The following is a 13,819-nucleotide window of genomic DNA, read 5'->3' on the forward strand; positions in this document are numbered from 1 at the left end:
AGCCTGCCCCGCCCCCGCCCCAACCCCGCCCGCCACCGCGCGCCCCCGCCCCCGCATGGGCCGTACGCTGACCGGGTGACGAACTCGCACGCAGAGAACGCGCAGGACGGCCAGCACCGACCGGACGCAGCGGATGCATCAGGCGCGCCGGAGGCACCAGGCACGCCGGGCGCCCCGGATGCCCCGGCCGACCCGTACGCATCGGATGTCCGGACCGGCCCGCAGGGACACAACATCCCCAAGGGTGATCACGGTGATCACGGTGATCACGGCGGCCACAAGGCTCAGGACGAGGCGACCCAGCGTCTGGCGAAGGCCGTGATGGCGGCTGAGCAGGCGTTGATCGAGTTCGAGATCGCAGTGGAGACGTTCCGGGTGGAGGTGGAGAACTTCTCCCGGCTCCATCACCAGCGGCTCGGCCCCATGTATGCGCGGCTGGACGAGCTGGATGCGCAGATCGCCGAGGCCGTGGCGGCTCGTACGGGGGACCCTGAGGACATCCGTAAGGCCAAGGAGGCGCGCGCGTCGGTGCTGCCGATGCCCAATGTGGAAGAGCTGTTCCACGGCTGGATGGGGTCGGACGGACTGTTCCCCGAGGCGCAGGCCATGCTCACCGAGCAGCCGGTGCAGCCGCCGCAGAAGGTGCGGCCCAGCGAGGAGGCCCGCAAGGTCTACCGCGACCTGGTGCGCAAGGCTCACCCTGACCTGGCGCGGGACGATGCGGAGCGGGCCCGGCGGGATGCGTTCATCGCGCGGGTCAATGCGGCGTACGGGCGGGGTGACGAGGCGGTCCTGCGGGACCTGGCGCAGGAGTGGGAAGCCGGTCCCGCACCGGCCGAGAGGTGGCTGAGCGAGAGCGAGGAGCTCTATGCCCGGCTGGAGTGGCTGGCCGAGCGCAAGGAGTTGCTGGCCGCCGTCGCGGCGGAGCTGGAGGAGAGCGCGATCGGGGCGATGATCAAGATGGCGCCGCAGGACCCGGACGCGCTGCTGGACGAGATCGCCGAGAAGCTGCTGGCCGATGTCGCGGAACGCGAGGCATATCTCGCGCAGCTGGTCGGGTAGCGTCGGGAGCATGCGATTTGGTTCTGTGCCCACGGTCGGTGTCGACGCTCTCACGTCCGAGGACTTCCTCTTGGACGTGCGTGAGGACGACGAGTGGGAAGCGGGGCACGCCCAGGGCGCGCTGCACATCCCGATGAGCGAATTCGTCGCCCGTTACGGGGAGCTGTCCGAGGCGGCACCGGAGGGCGGCAAGGTCTATGTCCTGTGCCGGGTGGGCGGGCGTTCGGCCCAGGTGGCGCAGTATCTGGTCCAGCAGGGGATCGACGCGGTGAACGTTGAGGGCGGCATGCAGGCCTGGGAGGCCACCGGCCGCCCCGTCTCCGACGGCAAGGGCGGCACCGGGACGGTCATCTGAGCGGGACGGTCGTTTGACCGGGACGGTCATCTGAGCGGGACGGCAGCGTGGGTCGGCCGGGCCACCGCTGTCGAAGCGAACCGGACTCGTCATAGCGATCCCGCTCGGCGAAACCCGTGAACCTGTCGCAGTGCACCCGTGTGAGCGGCTCCCGTCCGGTACGGCCCGGCCGGAGCGCGTCCGGTATGCCCCATGCAGGTCACACCCACGGCGGGCCTGATACTCCCCCCCCGGCCACCGCCCCGCCCACGCGCGCCCCGCCCGCCCCTCAGCTCAACGAATGCGCCGCAAGAAGATCGCCAAGCATTTCCTCATGTGCGGCCGCCGGGCCCAGGGAGAGTTCGAGCTGTTTGGCCCAGGCGTGGTAGCGGTGCAGGGGGTAGTCGGTGTCGGCGCCGAAGCCGCCGTGCAGGTGCTGGGCGGTCTGGACGACGCGACGTACGCCGTCGGCGGCCCAGATCTTGGCGACCGCGACATCGCCGGCGGGTGGCAGCGGGCCGGCCGAGCCGGTGGTGATGCGCCAGGCGGCCTGCCAGAGGGTGGCCTCCATGGCGCGCAGGTCGATATAGCGGTCGGCGGCCTGGACAGCGACGGCCTGGAACGTTGCTACGGGGAATCCGAACTGTTCGCGTTTGCTGGTGTAGTCGCTGGTCATGGTGAGGACACGTTCGCCGAGGCCCAGGGCGAGCGCGCAGATGCCGGTGGTCAGGACGTTGCGCAGCGTCTCCCAGGCGGCCGGGTCGGTGATCGTTTCCCGGGCGTCGATGCGTACGGAATCCAGCCGGACCTCGGCGTAGCGCTCGCCGTTGGTGGATATCTGGTCGGCGAGGGTGATGCCGGGGTGGGTGCGCGGGACCAGGGTGAGTACGGCCCGGCCGTCGTGGGTGTGGGCGGGGAGCAGGATGCGGTCGGCGGTCTGGGCCCAGGGGACGGCGGTCTGGGTGCCGTCGAGGATCCAGCCGGTGCCGTCCGGGCGGGCGGTCACGGCGAGTTCGGCGGGGTCGTGGCCGCTGCGGCCGGAGGCGGCGACCGTCAGTACGAGGTCGCCGGTGGCGATCGGGGGCAGTACCTCGTCGCGCAGCTCGGCTCCCGCGTATGTCTGGAGGGTGTGTGCGGCGGCGGTGGTCTCCAGCAGGGGTACGCGCGCCAGTACCTTGGCCGATTCGCGCAGTACGAGGCAGAGGGCGATCGGGTCGAGGCCCGCGCCGCCGTGTTCGGGGGCGATCGGCAGACTTAGTAGATCGGCGTCGGCGAGCTTGCGCCACAGTGCGCGGTCGAAGTCGTCGGCGACGGCTGCGGGGGTGAGTGCGGGGCTGGGCACGCCGTCGGGAGCGACGCCCGAGAAGACGGCCCTGGCCGCTTCGAGGGCGGCTTGCTGCTCCTCGGTGAAGGTGAAGTCCACTGGTCTGTCCTCCCGCGCGGCGCATTGACCTGACGGGGCGTCAAGGTAGAACAGGTTGCAGGAATTGGGAATGGCGGGGGAGGAAATGGCGCCGTGCGGGTCCGCGGGGCGAGGTCAGCGGTCGAAGTCCAGCTCGACCTTCTCGGTGACCGGGTGCGACTGGCAGGCCAGCACATACCCGGCGTCGACCTCCTCCGCCTCCAGTGCGAAGTTGCGGTCCATGCGTATCTCGCCGGACACCAGGAACGCCCGGCAGGTGCCGCACACGCCGCCCTTGCAGGCATACGGTGCGTCCGCGCGATTGCGCAGCACCGCCTCCAGCAGCGATTCGCCGTCGTGGACCGGCCAGTTGCCGGAGCGTCCGTCGAGGGTGGCGGTCACCGTGCTGTGTGCGGGGGCGGAGCGGGCGGGGGCCGGGGCTACGGTGGCGGCGCCGTTGTCGATGTGGAAGATCTCTTCGTGGATGCGGCTGCGGGGCACCTTCAGGGAGCGCAGTGCCCGCTCAGCGCCCTGGACCAGGCCGTAGGGCCCGCACAGGAACCAGCCGTCCACCGAGTCGACGGTCAGCAGTGCGGGCAGCAGCGAGCGCAGCCGTTCCTCGTCGAGCCGTCCGGACGGCAGACCTGCCTGCTGTTCCTCGCGGGAGAGGGTCTGGATCAGCTGGAAGCGCTGTGGATAGCGGTCCTTGAGGTCGGCCACCTCCTCGAGGAACATCGTCGAGGCCGCCGTGCGGTCGCTGCGGATCAGGCAGAAGCGCGCGTCGGGCTGCCGGGCGAGCAGGGTGGTGACGATGGAGAGCACGGGGGTGATGCCGCTGCCGCCGACGATGCCCACGAAGTGGCCGGGGCGCGGTGCGAGGGTGAACCGGCCGGCCGGGGCCATGACCTCCACGGTGTCGCCGGCGGCCAGTTCCTTGAGGGCGTACGTGGAGAAGGCGCCGTCCTCGACCAGGCGGATGCCGACCCGCAGAACGGGATCGTCGGTGACGGGGGTGCAGATGGAGTACGTACGGCGGATCTCCTGGCCGTCGACCGTTCTGCGCAGCGCGATGTGCTGCCCGGGGGTGTGCCGGAAGGTCTCGCGCAGCTCGGGTGGGACGGCGAGGGTGACGGCCACCGCGTCGTCCGTGAGCCGCTCGACCTCCTGGACCCGGAGCGGGTGGAACATCACAACTCCTTGAAGTGGTCGAAGGGTTCGCGGCAGGTCTCGCAGCGGCGCAGGGCCTTGCATGCCGTGGAGGAGAAGCGGCTGAGCAGGGTGGTGTCGGTGGAACCGCAGTGCGGGCAGCGGATGGTGAGGTCGACGGTGACGGGGCCGCCGGCCGGTCCGGCGGGGCGCGGCGGGGCGATGCCGAAGGCGGCGAGCTTGCGGCGGCCCTCGGCGGTGATGGCGTCCGTGGTCCACGGCGGGGACAGGACCGTACGGACCTCGACCTCCGGTATGCCGTGCTCGTGCAGTACTCGCTCGATGTCGGCGGACATCGCCTCGATGGCGGGGCAGCCGGTGTAGGTGGGCGTCAGCTGCACTTCGACGCGGTCCGGTGATGCCAGCCGCAGGCCGCGCAGCACGCCGAGCTCGGCGAGGGTGAGTACCGGCAGCTCGGGGTCGGGTACGGAGCCGGCCGCTGCCAGCAGCTTCTCCTCGAGCGCGGTGAGGGCGGTGGTGGTCACCATGACGCCCCCGGGTGGCTGCGGTGCAGATGCTGCATTTCGGCGAGCATCCGCCCGAACGGCTCGGTGTGCAGTCCCTGCCGGCCTCCGCCGGCGGTCCAGGCGCCGCGCTGCGGGCCCTGCGGAAGGGTGAGGGTGGCCCGTTCCAGGAGGGCGGTGATGCGTGTGGTCCATTCGTCGTGCAGTGCAGCCCAGGGGGCGTCCAGTCCGTCGACCGGTTCGAAGAGCTCGCCGGTGAAGCGCCACAGGGCGTCCAGGCCGCGCTGCATACGGGTGTGGCTCTCGTCGGTGCCGTCGCCCAGCCGCAGCGTCCACTGTTCGGCGTGGTCGCGGTGGTAGGAGGTCTCCTTGACGGCCTTTGCGGCCAGCGGTGCCAGCTCGGTCCCGCCGGTGGCGAGGTGGTCGAACAGCAGCTGCTGGTAGACGGAGAAGTAGAGCTGGCGGGCGATGGTGTGGGCGAAGTCGCCGTTGGGCTGCTCGACGAGCTGGAGGTTGCGGAACTGCCGTTCCTCGCGCAGATAGGCCAGTTCGTCCTCGTCGCCCGCCAGGGAGAGCAGGATGCGGGCCTGGCCGAGCAGGTCCAGGGCGATATTGGCCAGTGCGACCTCTTCCTCCAGGACGGGGGCGTTGCCGGCCCACTCGCCCAGGCGGTGGGAGAGGACCAGCGCGTCGTCCCCGAGGGCGAGAGCAGGGGTCAGGGTGAGGTTCGTCAAAGGTGCTGCACCCCGTCCGGGATCTCGTAGAAGGTCGGGTGGCGGTAAGGCTTGTCGCCGGCCGGTTCGAAGAAGGCGTCCTTCTCGTCCGGTGAGGAGGCGGTGACCTGGGTGGAGGGCACCACCCAGATGGAGACGCCCTCGGAGCGGCGGGTGTACAGATCGCGGGCGTTGCGCAGCGCCATGGCGGCGTCCGGGGCGTGCAGGCTGCCGGCGTGGGTGTGGGAGAGGCCGCGGCGGCTGCGGACGAAGACCTCCCACAGGGGCCATTCCGTGGGCCGGGCGGCCGCCGGGACGGCGGGGGTGTCGGCGGGGCGTGGTGTCGTCATCGGTCGGCCTTCCCGTGCTTGGCCGCATGTGCGGCGGCTGCCTCGCGTACCCAGGCGCCGTCCTCGTGGGCCCGTCGCCGACGGCTGATCCGCTGTTCGTTGCAGGGGCCGTTGCCCTTGAGGACGTCCCAGAACTCGGCCCAGTCGATCGGCCCGAAGTCGAAGTGGCCGCGCTCTTCGTTCCACGTCAGATCCGGGTCGGGGAGTGTCAGCCCGAGGGCCTCGGCCTGGGGGACGCAGATGTCGACGAAGCGCTGGCGCAGTTCGTCGTTGGAGTGCCGTTTGATCTTCCAGGCCATGGACTGTGCGGAGTGCGCCGATTCGTCGTCCGGCGGGCCGAACATCATGAGTGACGGCCACCACCAGCGGTTCACCGCGTCCTGTGCCATGGCGTGCTGGGCTTCGGTGCCGCGGCTGAGTGCCATCAGGAGTTCGTAGCCCTGGCGCTGGTGGAAGGACTCCTCCTTGCAGATGCGGACCATGGCGCGGGCGTAGGGGCCGTAGGAGCAGCGGCACAGCGGGACCTGGTTGGTGATCGCCGCGCCGTCCACCAGCCAGCCGATGGCGCCGACGTCGGCCCAGGTCAGGGTGGGGTAGTTGAAGATCGAGGAGTACTTCTGGCGGCCGGTGTGGAGCTTGTCGAGGAGTTCGTCGCGGCTGGTGCCGAGGGTTTCGGCGGCGCTGTAGAGGTAGAGGCCGTGGCCGGCTTCGTCCTGGACCTTGGCCATGAGGATCGCCTTGCGGCGCAGCGACGGTGCGCGGGTGATCCAGTTGGCCTCCGGCTGCATGCCGATGATCTCGGAGTGGGCGTGTTGCGCTATCTGGCGCACCAGGGTCGAGCGGTAGGCGTCCGGCATCCAGTCGCGCGGTTCGATGCGTTCGTCCGCGGCCACGGTGGCGTCGAAGACGGCTTCGAGTGCCGGTTCTTCCGGCGCGATCGTCGTCATATGGTGCCCCCTCGCTCCCGACCGACCGATCGTTCGGTTCAATGGTGAGTGGGCGGACCGCGGGTGTCAACCCTGAGAAAAGTCAGGGGACGGTGCGCCGGGTGCTGCCGCGTAGGTACCGTTCCGTGGCGGAGTCAACCGCGAGCCGGCCGGGTGCCGGCCTGGTGTCAGCCGACGGGATTCGGGGAACGGGGCGGGAATGCAGTCATACGGGGACGAAACGCGGCCACCCGCCGCGCTCTCGCTGCCCTCGCGGATCGTCATAGGCGTGGCGGCCTGCGCCGGCGTCATGATCGTCGCGATCCATCTGGCCATGATGTTCCTGCATGTCGCACCGCAGAACACGCTCAGCAAGCAGCAGGGCACCCTGATCAGCGACTACGTCTACCCCGAGTACGAACAGAACTGGAAGCTGTTCGCGCCCAACCCCCTCCAGCAGAACATCGACGTCCAGGCCCGCGCCCGGCTGCGCGGCCCGGACGGCACCACGCTGACCACCGGCTGGACCGATCTGACGGCCCGTGACGGGCGCAGCATCAACCACAACCTGGTCCCCAGCCACACCCAGCAGAACATGCTGCGCCGCGGCTGGGAGTTCTTCCTCAGCTCGCACACCGCACAGAACGGCCCCGTCGGGATGCGCGGCGAGCTCTCCGAGCGCTACATCCGGCGCATCGTGGCACAGCGCATGGGCGCCGAGTGGGCCAAGGGCGGCCGGATCGAGCAGATGCAGGTGCGCTCGGTGACCACGGCCGTCGCCCCGCCGCCGTGGAGCACGGAGAAGATCAGCGCCAAGCCCATGTACCGCGTGCTGCCCTGGTGGCAGGTCACCGCAGACGACCTGCCCAAGGGGGAGAAGAACCAGTGACATCACCGACGCCGCAGCAGCCGGCCACCGCGACCGGGACGCTCCCGGAGAAGCAGGAGCCCCGCCGACCCGGGCCGCCCTTCGAGGAAACCCGTATCGAGCGCGCCATAGGACGCGGTTTCGCGCAGGTCACCAGCCGGGCGATGGCCCCGTACCAGACCGCCGTGATACGCATCGGGTTCTCCGCGACCTGGCTGCTGTTCCTGCTGCGCGAATTCCCCAACCGCCACACCCTCTACGGTCCCGACAGCCCGTTCAGCCTGGACATGGCGCGCCGGCTCCTGGACGGCAACCATGCCTTCTCCGTGCTGCCCTGGTCCGGCAGCAGCGGCTGGTTCGAGTGCGTCTACCTCCTGGCCATCGTGGCCAGCGCCCTGCTGATGCTCGGCTGGCGCACCCGCACCATGTCGGTGCTCTTCATGATCGGCGTGCTCTCGCTGCAGAACCGCAGCATCTTCCTGGGGGACGGCGGCGACAACGTCATCCACCTGATGTCGATGTACCTCGTGCTCACCCGGTGCGGACAGGTCTGGTCCCTGGACGCGCGCCGCGCCAGGAGGGCCGGGGCGGGGTCCCCGGACGCTCCCGGCCGCGACCTGCCCGGCATCCTCCTGTGGACCGTCCTCGGCCTCGCCCTGGCCGTGGCCCAGCTGCTCGGCAACTACGGCCTGACCTGGTTCGGCAACGGCCCCTTCCCGCACATCGGCTGGAGCCTGGCGCTGTGGGGCCTGTGGGCGGTGCACGGTGTGTGGTGGGCGGTGTGCCGGTATGCGCCCGGGGAGCCGCGCACCGTCCTGGACACCCTCGCCAGGCTCGCGCACAACGGCGCCCTGCTGGTGATCATGGTCGAGGTCTGCCTGATCTACGCCACCGCCGGCTGGTACAAGATCCAGGGGTCGCGCTGGCAGGACGGCACCGCGGTCTACTACCCGATGCACCTGGACTACTTCTCCCCCTGGCCGGGCCTCTCCCAGGCGCTCGGCAACACCGGCCTGATGGTCATGCTGCTCACCTACGGGACGGTCATCGTCCAGGTGGCCTTCCCCTTCACCCTCTTCAACCGCCGCCTGAAGAACGTCCTGCTGGTCGCGATGATCTGTGAGCATCTGTCCATCGCGGCGCTGCTCGGGCTGCCGTTCTTCTCCCTCGCGATGATCACCGCGGATGCGGTCTTCCTGCCGACGAACTTCCTGACCTGGCTCTCCGCCCGGCTGGCGGGCCTGCGCGACCGGCTGTTCCACCGGGGCGACGCCCCCCTGCCCCAGGGCGGCGAACCGGAGGCCCGTCCCCGCAGCGACGGCGATGGCCATGCCCTCGTGGGGTGAGCCGCGAGAAAACCGCCCTGGACGGTGACCCCACCGCCCAGGGCACCGAACCCGTACCGCTGTCGGACGCGCGAGGCGCTCGTCGCCGACGTCGACACCCGACGCCACGACTTCCCTGTGGCCGTCGGGAACCGGGGCCACGACCTTGAGCCGGAGGTGCCCGAGGAGCACCGGCGCAGCGTTGGAGTGACATGGCCGCCTGCTGGAGGCGGTTCGGGTGGTTGGGGGGAAGGATCACGAACGATCCTGCCGATAAGTCGCCTGACGAGTGGAGTCCCCCATGAAGCGCCTGGCTGCTCTCGCTACAGCAGTAGCGGCCTCACTACTGATCATCCTTGGAGCCGGCACCGCCCATGCCGACAACCACAAGCCCGGTTCCGGATCTGCTTCGATCGGAACTGCTCCGATCACTGAAGGTCTTCAGAAAATCTTGACCGGCTCCTTCGCCATGGACTGAGCCCCTCCCAGGGCCAGGTCCTGCCAGGAGGCTGATGCACGAGGGAGCCCAGCCGTCGGCCGTTCCGGGCGAAGGTCCTGGTGACGGCCGCGAGCCGTAGTCTGACCTGGTGAGCCAGGACGAGATCCAGACAGTCGTACGGCAGTGGAGAGACACGGCGCCTGAGATGGTGCTGCTGGACGGTTTCCACGCCTTGAAGCACGCTCTCCGCTTCGAGGCGGACGTCCGCGTGGCGATTGCCGGCGACAAAGGCTCCGTTCTGACGCTGGCAGACGAGTTGGCCGGCGACCTCACGAAGCGGTTCAGCGAACTTGTCACCGAGGTGCCGGCCGAAACCTTCCGGGGTCTTGTGCCGAGGGTGCACCCCACGCAAGTGGCCGGTCTGGCTGTCAGACCCAGCCCTCAACAAAATCTGGACAGGCTGTCGTGTGCCCCGCGCCCGGCTCCGATCGTCGTCTTGGAGAACCCTCGCAACCTGGGAAATGTCGGCGCCGTGGTCCGGCTTGCCGCTGGGTTCGGGGCCACCGGCGTGGTCACTACCGGTGACATGGACCCGTGGCACCCCAACGTGGTGCGCGCAGCGGCAGGCCTTCATTACGCGACGGCGGTGGAAAGCCTCCCGCTTGATGGACTACCGCCGGGCCCGGTGTACGCGCTGGACCCGGAGGGCGACGACATCAGGTCCCTGATGCTTCCGGATGACGCGTTGCTGGCGTTCGGTTCCGAGCGGCACGGGATATCGCCGGAGCTCCGGGAAAGGGCCACCAAGCTGGTGGCACTCCCGATGAGGCCCCAGGTGTCCAGTTACAACCTGGCTACGAGCGTCGCCATGGCTCTCTTCCACTGGGGAGGCCCGCGTCCAGCGCCGTGAGCAGCGCGTACGCCACCACCCCGACACCGCCGACCGCGCCGCCCGGGCCGCCGCCGAGGAGCTGCCGATCATCGAGACCGACGATCTCCCCGGCGCCGTGCCCCCGGAGACGACCGAGCTGCCGCGCTGCTGTGTGCAGTTCGGCTCCACCCGGTCGATCAACGCGGGCGCCGCGGCCGCCCTCGCGAGGCACTCCCGGACCGGCCGCCACCCCTGTATCGCCCCTGAGGGCTATGCCGGCCGCCTCACCTCCACCGTACGGAAGCGGTTCGCCACGAACGCGCCGTCGCACAGCGCCGCATTGGCCGCCGGGTTGCCGCCGGACCCGTGGAAGTCGGAGAACGCCGCCGTCTGGTTCACATACACACCACCGGTGAGGTTGAGCGACAGCTGGGCGCACTCCTCCAGGCAGGCCTCCTCGACCAGCCGCTCCACCTCGGGGTCGGTGGTGTACGCGCCGACCGTCATGGCTCCCTTGTCCCGGACGGTGCGCCGCAGCAGCTCCACCGCACCGGCCGCCGAGTCGACGGCCACCGCGAAGGACACCGGGCCGAAGCACTCCGACAGATAGGCCGCCTCGGCGTCCGGCTTGGCGCCGTCCAGCTTGACGATCACCGGGGTGCGGACCGTGGCCTCCGGGAACTCGGGGTTGGCCACCTCGCGGGAGGCCAGTGCCACCTCGCCCAGCCCCGCAGCGGCGTCGACCCGCTCCTTGACCTGCGGATTGACGATCGCGCCCAGCAGGGCGTTGGCCCGCGCGTCATCGCCCAGCAGGCCGCTGACCGCGCCCGCGAGATCGCTGACCACCTCGTCGTACGACTTCGGCCCGGCGTCCGTGGTGATGCCGTCGCGCGGAATCAGCAGATTCTGCGGGGTGGTGCACATCTGGCCGCTGTAGAGCGACAGGGAGAAGGCGAGATTGCCGAGCATGCCCTTGTAGTCATCGGTGGAGTCGATGACGACGGTGTTGACGCCGGCCTTCTCGGTGTAGACCTGCGCCTGGCGGGCGTGCGTCTCCAGCCAGTCGCCGAAGGCGGTCGATCCGGTGTAGTCGATGATGCGGACCTCGGGGCGCACCGCCAGCGTCTTGGCCAGCCCCTCGCCCGGCTTGTCGACGGCCAGGCACACCAGGTCGGCCGGGAACCCGGCCTCGGTGAGCACCTCGCGCGCCACCCGGACGGTCAGCGCCAGCGGCAGCACGGCCCGCGGATGCGGCTTGACCAGCACCGGGTTGCCGGTGGCCAGCGAGGCGAACAGGCCCGGATAGCCGTTCCAGGTGGGGAAGGTGTTGCAGCCGATCACCAGGGCGACACCGCGCGGCACGGCCGTGAAGGACTTGGCCAGCTCCAGCGGGTCGCGCTTGCCCTGCGGCTTGGACCAGGGTGCCTGCCCCGGGGTGCGGACCTGCTCGGCGTACGCGTACGCCACCGCCTCCAGTCCGCGGTCCTGGGCATGCGGCCCGCCCGCCTGGAACGCCATCATGAAGGCCTGTCCGCTGGTGTGCATCACGGCCTGTGCGAACTCATGGGTGCGCGCGCTGATCCGCGCCAGGATCTCCAGACACACCGCCGCCCGCGTCTCGGGTCCCGCGTCCCGCCAGGCGGGGATCGCGGCGCGCATGGCCGGCAGCAGCACATCCACATCAGGGTGCGGATACGTGATGCCCAACTCCGGGCCGTACGGGGAGACTTCCTCGCCCGCCCAGTCGTCCGTGCCGGGCTGGTCCAGCTCGAAGCGCTTGCCGCGCAGCGCCTCGAACGCGGCCAGGCCGTCGGGCGCGGCGCTCTCGCCGTACGCCTTGGGGTGCTCGGGGTGCGGGGACCAGTACGCGCGGGTACGGATCGCCTCGAGCGCCTGGTCGAGGGTGGGGCGGTGCGTTCCGAGCAACTGCGCTGCGGTCAGTTGCGGCGGGGTCGGTTGCGCTGCGGTCACTTCGGTGGCCATCGATGACCAACTCCTCGTCGAGCCGGGCGGAGAGCGGATGCGGCGGTGATATCGGAACCAGTACGGAAATCAGGACCAGTACGGAAACCAGAACCAGTGCGGAAAGCGGAACCAGGACTGGGGTCGGAAGCAGAGGCTGAGATCGGAACCAGGGACAAAGATCAGGGCCAGGGACCCGGGATCAGGGCCGAGCGCGGTGGTCGGAACCAGCGACCGGGCCGGACCCAAGGGCTGGGAGCGGAAGTACCGACGGAGTTAGAGTAACCGAACGATCGGTCGGGGCAAGAGCGTCCCGCACACCTGTGGACAACTCGGGTCGGGGAGGATCAATCGCCATGACGGCAATCGGGACCGGCAGCACGGTGGCAGTGGTGGGCACCGGCACCATGGGGCAGGGAATCGCGCAGGTGGCGCTGGTCGCCGGGCATCGCGTACGGCTCTACGACGCGGTCCCGGAGCGGGCCGGGCAGGCCGCCTCGGCCATCGTCCGGCGGCTGGACCGGCTCGTCGAAAAAGGCCGGATCACGTCGCAGGAACGGGACGCCGCCCGCGACCGCCTCTCCCCCGCCGCCGCCCTCGACGAGCTGGCCGACGCCGCCCTCGTCATCGAGGCGATCCTGGAGCAACTTCCGGCCAAACAGGAGCTGTTCACGGCCCTGGAGGCCATCGTTCCGGCCGACTGCCTCCTGGCCACCAACACCTCCTCCCTGTCGGTGACCGCCGTCGCCGGCCCGCTGCGCCACCCCGGCCGCTGCGTCGGCCTGCACTTCTTCAACCCCGCCCCGCTGCTCCCCCTGGTCGAGGTCATCAGCGGCTCCGCCACGGACCCGACGGCCGCCACCACCGCGTACGACACCGCCGCGGCCTGGGGCAAGACCCCGGTGCGCTGCGCGGACACCCCCGGGTTCATCGTCAACCGCATCGCCCGCCCCTTCTACGCCGAGGCCCTGCGCGCCTACGAGGAGCAGGTCGCCGACCCCGCCACCCTCGATGCCGTTCTGCGCGACGGCACCGGCTTCAAGATGGGCCCCTTCGAGCTGACCGACCTCATCGGACAGGACGTGAACGAGGCGGTCACCCACTCCGTGTGGACGTCGTTCTTCCAGGACCCGAGGTTCGCGCCCTCGCTGGCGCAGCGCCGCCTGGTGGAGGCCGGGCTGCACGGCCGCAAGTCCGGGCGCGGCTGGTTCGACTACGCCGAGGGGGCGCCTCGCCCGGCGCCGCAGACGGCCGCGCCGCATCCCGCCCCGGACGCCGTCGGGCTGCACGCGGAACTGCCCGGTCCCGCCGCGGCGCTGCGCGAGCTGATCGAGGAGGCCGGCATCAAGATCACCGCCGAGCGCGCCTCGGGCCCCGACGGCACACCGGGGGAGCCCGAGGGCTTCCTCCGGCTGCCCGGTGGCGCGCGCCTGGCGCTGACCGACGGCCGTCCGGCGACGGGCAGGCCCTGCGGCAAGGACATCCGCTTCGACCTCTCGCTCGACTACCGGGCCGCCACCCGGATCGCCCTCGCCGCCTCCGTGGCCTGTTCCGAGGCGGATCTGGCGGAGGCGGCCGGGCTCTTCCAGGCGCTCGGCAAAGAGGTCAGTGTCATCCAGGACGTGCCGGGCATGATCGTCGCCCGTACGATCGCGATGATCGTGGACTTCGCCGTGGACGCGGCGGACCGCGGGGTGGCCACGGCCGGCGACATCGACACCGCGATGCGACTGGGCGTGAACTACCCCGGCGGCCCCATGGAGTGGGCCGGGCGGCTGGGCGCCCGGTGGGTGTGGAAACTGCTGGATGCGGTGCACCGCCACAACGCGGGTGGCCGTTACGCACCGTCATGGGCCCTCAGGCGCCGTGCGGACCTGGAGGGACAGGTGCTCTAATC

Annotated in this window: 14 protein-coding genes and 1 pseudogene; 8 read left to right on the plus strand and 7 right to left on the minus strand. The window is 70.5% G+C overall.

Features of this window, described 5'->3' with window-relative positions; translation table 11 throughout:
• Window positions 1-75 precede the first annotated feature (75 nt).
• Together ADL29_RS21660 and ADL29_RS21665 are read left to right on the plus strand one after the other, a co-directional pair.
• A complete protein-coding gene (locus ADL29_RS21660; protein ID WP_078971182.1) occupies window positions 76-1,062 on the plus strand; it encodes a J domain-containing protein in 987 nt (328 codons plus the stop codon).
• A 10-nt stretch (window positions 1,063-1,072) separates the two neighbouring features.
• Window positions 1,073-1,417 carry a rhodanese-like domain-containing protein gene (locus tag ADL29_RS21665; protein WP_169795249.1) on the plus strand — a complete coding sequence of 115 codons (345 nt, stop codon included), beginning with the start codon at window positions 1,073-1,075 and terminating at the stop codon, window positions 1,415-1,417.
• Between the two features lie 268 nt (window positions 1,418-1,685).
• Here the strand turns inward: ADL29_RS21665 and ADL29_RS21670 are convergent, their stop codons facing one another.
• The 6 genes from ADL29_RS21670 to paaA form a co-directional block, all read right to left on the minus strand.
• Complete coding sequence (locus tag ADL29_RS21670) at window positions 1,686-2,819, minus strand: acyl-CoA dehydrogenase family protein (RefSeq protein ID WP_053925272.1); 1,134 nt, start codon at window positions 2,817-2,819, stop codon at window positions 1,686-1,688.
• A gap of 114 nt (window positions 2,820-2,933) precedes the next feature.
• On the minus strand, window positions 2,934-3,986 hold the full coding sequence (gene paaE / locus ADL29_RS21675; protein ID WP_053925273.1) for a 1,2-phenylacetyl-CoA epoxidase subunit PaaE: 1,053 nt from the start codon (window positions 3,984-3,986) through the stop codon (window positions 2,934-2,936).
• Window positions 3,986-4,492: a 1,2-phenylacetyl-CoA epoxidase subunit PaaD gene (gene paaD / locus ADL29_RS21680; protein ID WP_046927108.1), complete on the minus strand. Its 507-nt coding sequence runs from the start codon at window positions 4,490-4,492 to the stop codon at window positions 3,986-3,988. Before paaD ends, paaE begins: the two co-directional genes overlap by 1 nt.
• On the minus strand, window positions 4,486-5,202 hold the full coding sequence (gene paaC / locus ADL29_RS21685; protein ID WP_078971183.1) for a 1,2-phenylacetyl-CoA epoxidase subunit PaaC: 717 nt from the start codon (window positions 5,200-5,202) through the stop codon (window positions 4,486-4,488). Before paaC ends, paaD begins: the two co-directional genes overlap by 7 nt.
• Window positions 5,199-5,531 (minus strand): 1,2-phenylacetyl-CoA epoxidase subunit PaaB, encoded by a 333-nt coding sequence (gene paaB / locus ADL29_RS21690; protein ID WP_046927109.1) that lies wholly within the window; start codon window positions 5,529-5,531, stop codon window positions 5,199-5,201. Before paaB ends, paaC begins: the two co-directional genes overlap by 4 nt.
• Window positions 5,528-6,478: a 1,2-phenylacetyl-CoA epoxidase subunit PaaA gene (paaA, locus tag ADL29_RS21695; protein WP_053925274.1), complete on the minus strand. Its 951-nt coding sequence runs from the start codon at window positions 6,476-6,478 to the stop codon at window positions 5,528-5,530. The genes paaB and paaA overlap by 4 nt, the downstream gene beginning before the upstream one ends.
• A gap of 199 nt (window positions 6,479-6,677) precedes the next feature.
• Between paaA and ADL29_RS21700 the strand changes: the two genes are divergently transcribed.
• From ADL29_RS21700 to ADL29_RS45395, 5 genes and pseudogenes are all read left to right on the plus strand, one after another.
• Window positions 6,678-7,346, plus strand: coding sequence for a DUF5819 family protein (locus ADL29_RS21700; protein ID WP_053925275.1), 669 nt, complete (start codon window positions 6,678-6,680; stop codon window positions 7,344-7,346).
• Window positions 7,343-8,671 carry an HTTM domain-containing protein gene (locus ADL29_RS21705; RefSeq protein ID WP_053925276.1) on the plus strand — a complete coding sequence of 443 codons (1,329 nt, stop codon included), beginning with the start codon at window positions 7,343-7,345 and terminating at the stop codon, window positions 8,669-8,671. The genes ADL29_RS21700 and ADL29_RS21705 overlap by 4 nt, the downstream gene beginning before the upstream one ends.
• Before the next feature lie 280 nt (window positions 8,672-8,951).
• A complete protein-coding gene (locus tag ADL29_RS44170; RefSeq protein WP_169795248.1) occupies window positions 8,952-9,128 on the plus strand; it encodes a hypothetical protein in 177 nt (58 codons plus the stop codon).
• Between the two features lie 109 nt (window positions 9,129-9,237).
• A complete protein-coding gene (locus ADL29_RS21710) occupies window positions 9,238-9,999 on the plus strand; it encodes a TrmH family RNA methyltransferase (RefSeq protein WP_053925277.1) in 762 nt (253 codons plus the stop codon).
• A pseudogene (locus tag ADL29_RS45395) lies at window positions 9,980-10,210 on the plus strand (rRNA methyltransferase); the annotation flags it as partial. The gene ADL29_RS21710 and the pseudogene ADL29_RS45395, both read left to right, overlap by 20 nt.
• Before the next feature lie 20 nt (window positions 10,211-10,230).
• On the opposite strand, the gene paaN reads toward ADL29_RS45395, so the two are convergent.
• Window positions 10,231-11,943: a phenylacetic acid degradation protein PaaN gene (gene paaN, locus ADL29_RS21715; protein WP_053925278.1), complete on the minus strand. Its 1,713-nt coding sequence runs from the start codon at window positions 11,941-11,943 to the stop codon at window positions 10,231-10,233.
• A 335-nt stretch (window positions 11,944-12,278) separates the two neighbouring features.
• Here paaN and ADL29_RS21720 point away from each other — a divergent pair, with 335 nt between their 5' ends.
• Complete coding sequence (locus ADL29_RS21720) at window positions 12,279-13,817, plus strand: 3-hydroxyacyl-CoA dehydrogenase (RefSeq protein ID WP_053925279.1); 1,539 nt, start codon at window positions 12,279-12,281, stop codon at window positions 13,815-13,817.
• The last annotated feature ends 2 nt before the right edge of the window (window positions 13,818-13,819 follow it).

This window comes from Streptomyces chattanoogensis, assembly GCF_001294335.1.
Classification (GTDB): Bacteria; Actinomycetota; Actinomycetes; order Streptomycetales; family Streptomycetaceae; genus Streptomyces; species Streptomyces chattanoogensis.

Coding starts and splice junctions, on each gene's coding strand:
- ADL29_RS21700 (WP_053925275.1), top strand. CDS start 6,678: ATGCAGTCATACGGGGACGAAACGCGGCCACCCGCCGCGCTCTCGCTG.
- ADL29_RS21720 (WP_053925279.1), top strand. CDS start 12,279: ATGACGGCAATCGGGACCGGCAGCACGGTGGCAGTGGTGGGCACCGGC.
- ADL29_RS21665 (WP_169795249.1), top strand. CDS start 1,073: ATGCGATTTGGTTCTGTGCCCACGGTCGGTGTCGACGCTCTCACGTCC.
- paaA (WP_053925274.1), bottom strand. CDS start 6,478: ATGACGACGATCGCGCCGGAAGAACCGGCACTCGAAGCCGTCTTCGAC.
- ADL29_RS44170 (WP_169795248.1), top strand. CDS start 8,952: ATGAAGCGCCTGGCTGCTCTCGCTACAGCAGTAGCGGCCTCACTACTG.
- paaE (WP_053925273.1), bottom strand. CDS start 3,986: ATGTTCCACCCGCTCCGGGTCCAGGAGGTCGAGCGGCTCACGGACGAC.
- paaD (WP_046927108.1), bottom strand. CDS start 4,492: ATGGTGACCACCACCGCCCTCACCGCGCTCGAGGAGAAGCTGCTGGCA.
- paaN (WP_053925278.1), bottom strand. CDS start 11,943: ATGGCCACCGAAGTGACCGCAGCGCAACCGACCCCGCCGCAACTGACC.
- paaB (WP_046927109.1), bottom strand. CDS start 5,531: ATGACGACACCACGCCCCGCCGACACCCCCGCCGTCCCGGCGGCCGCC.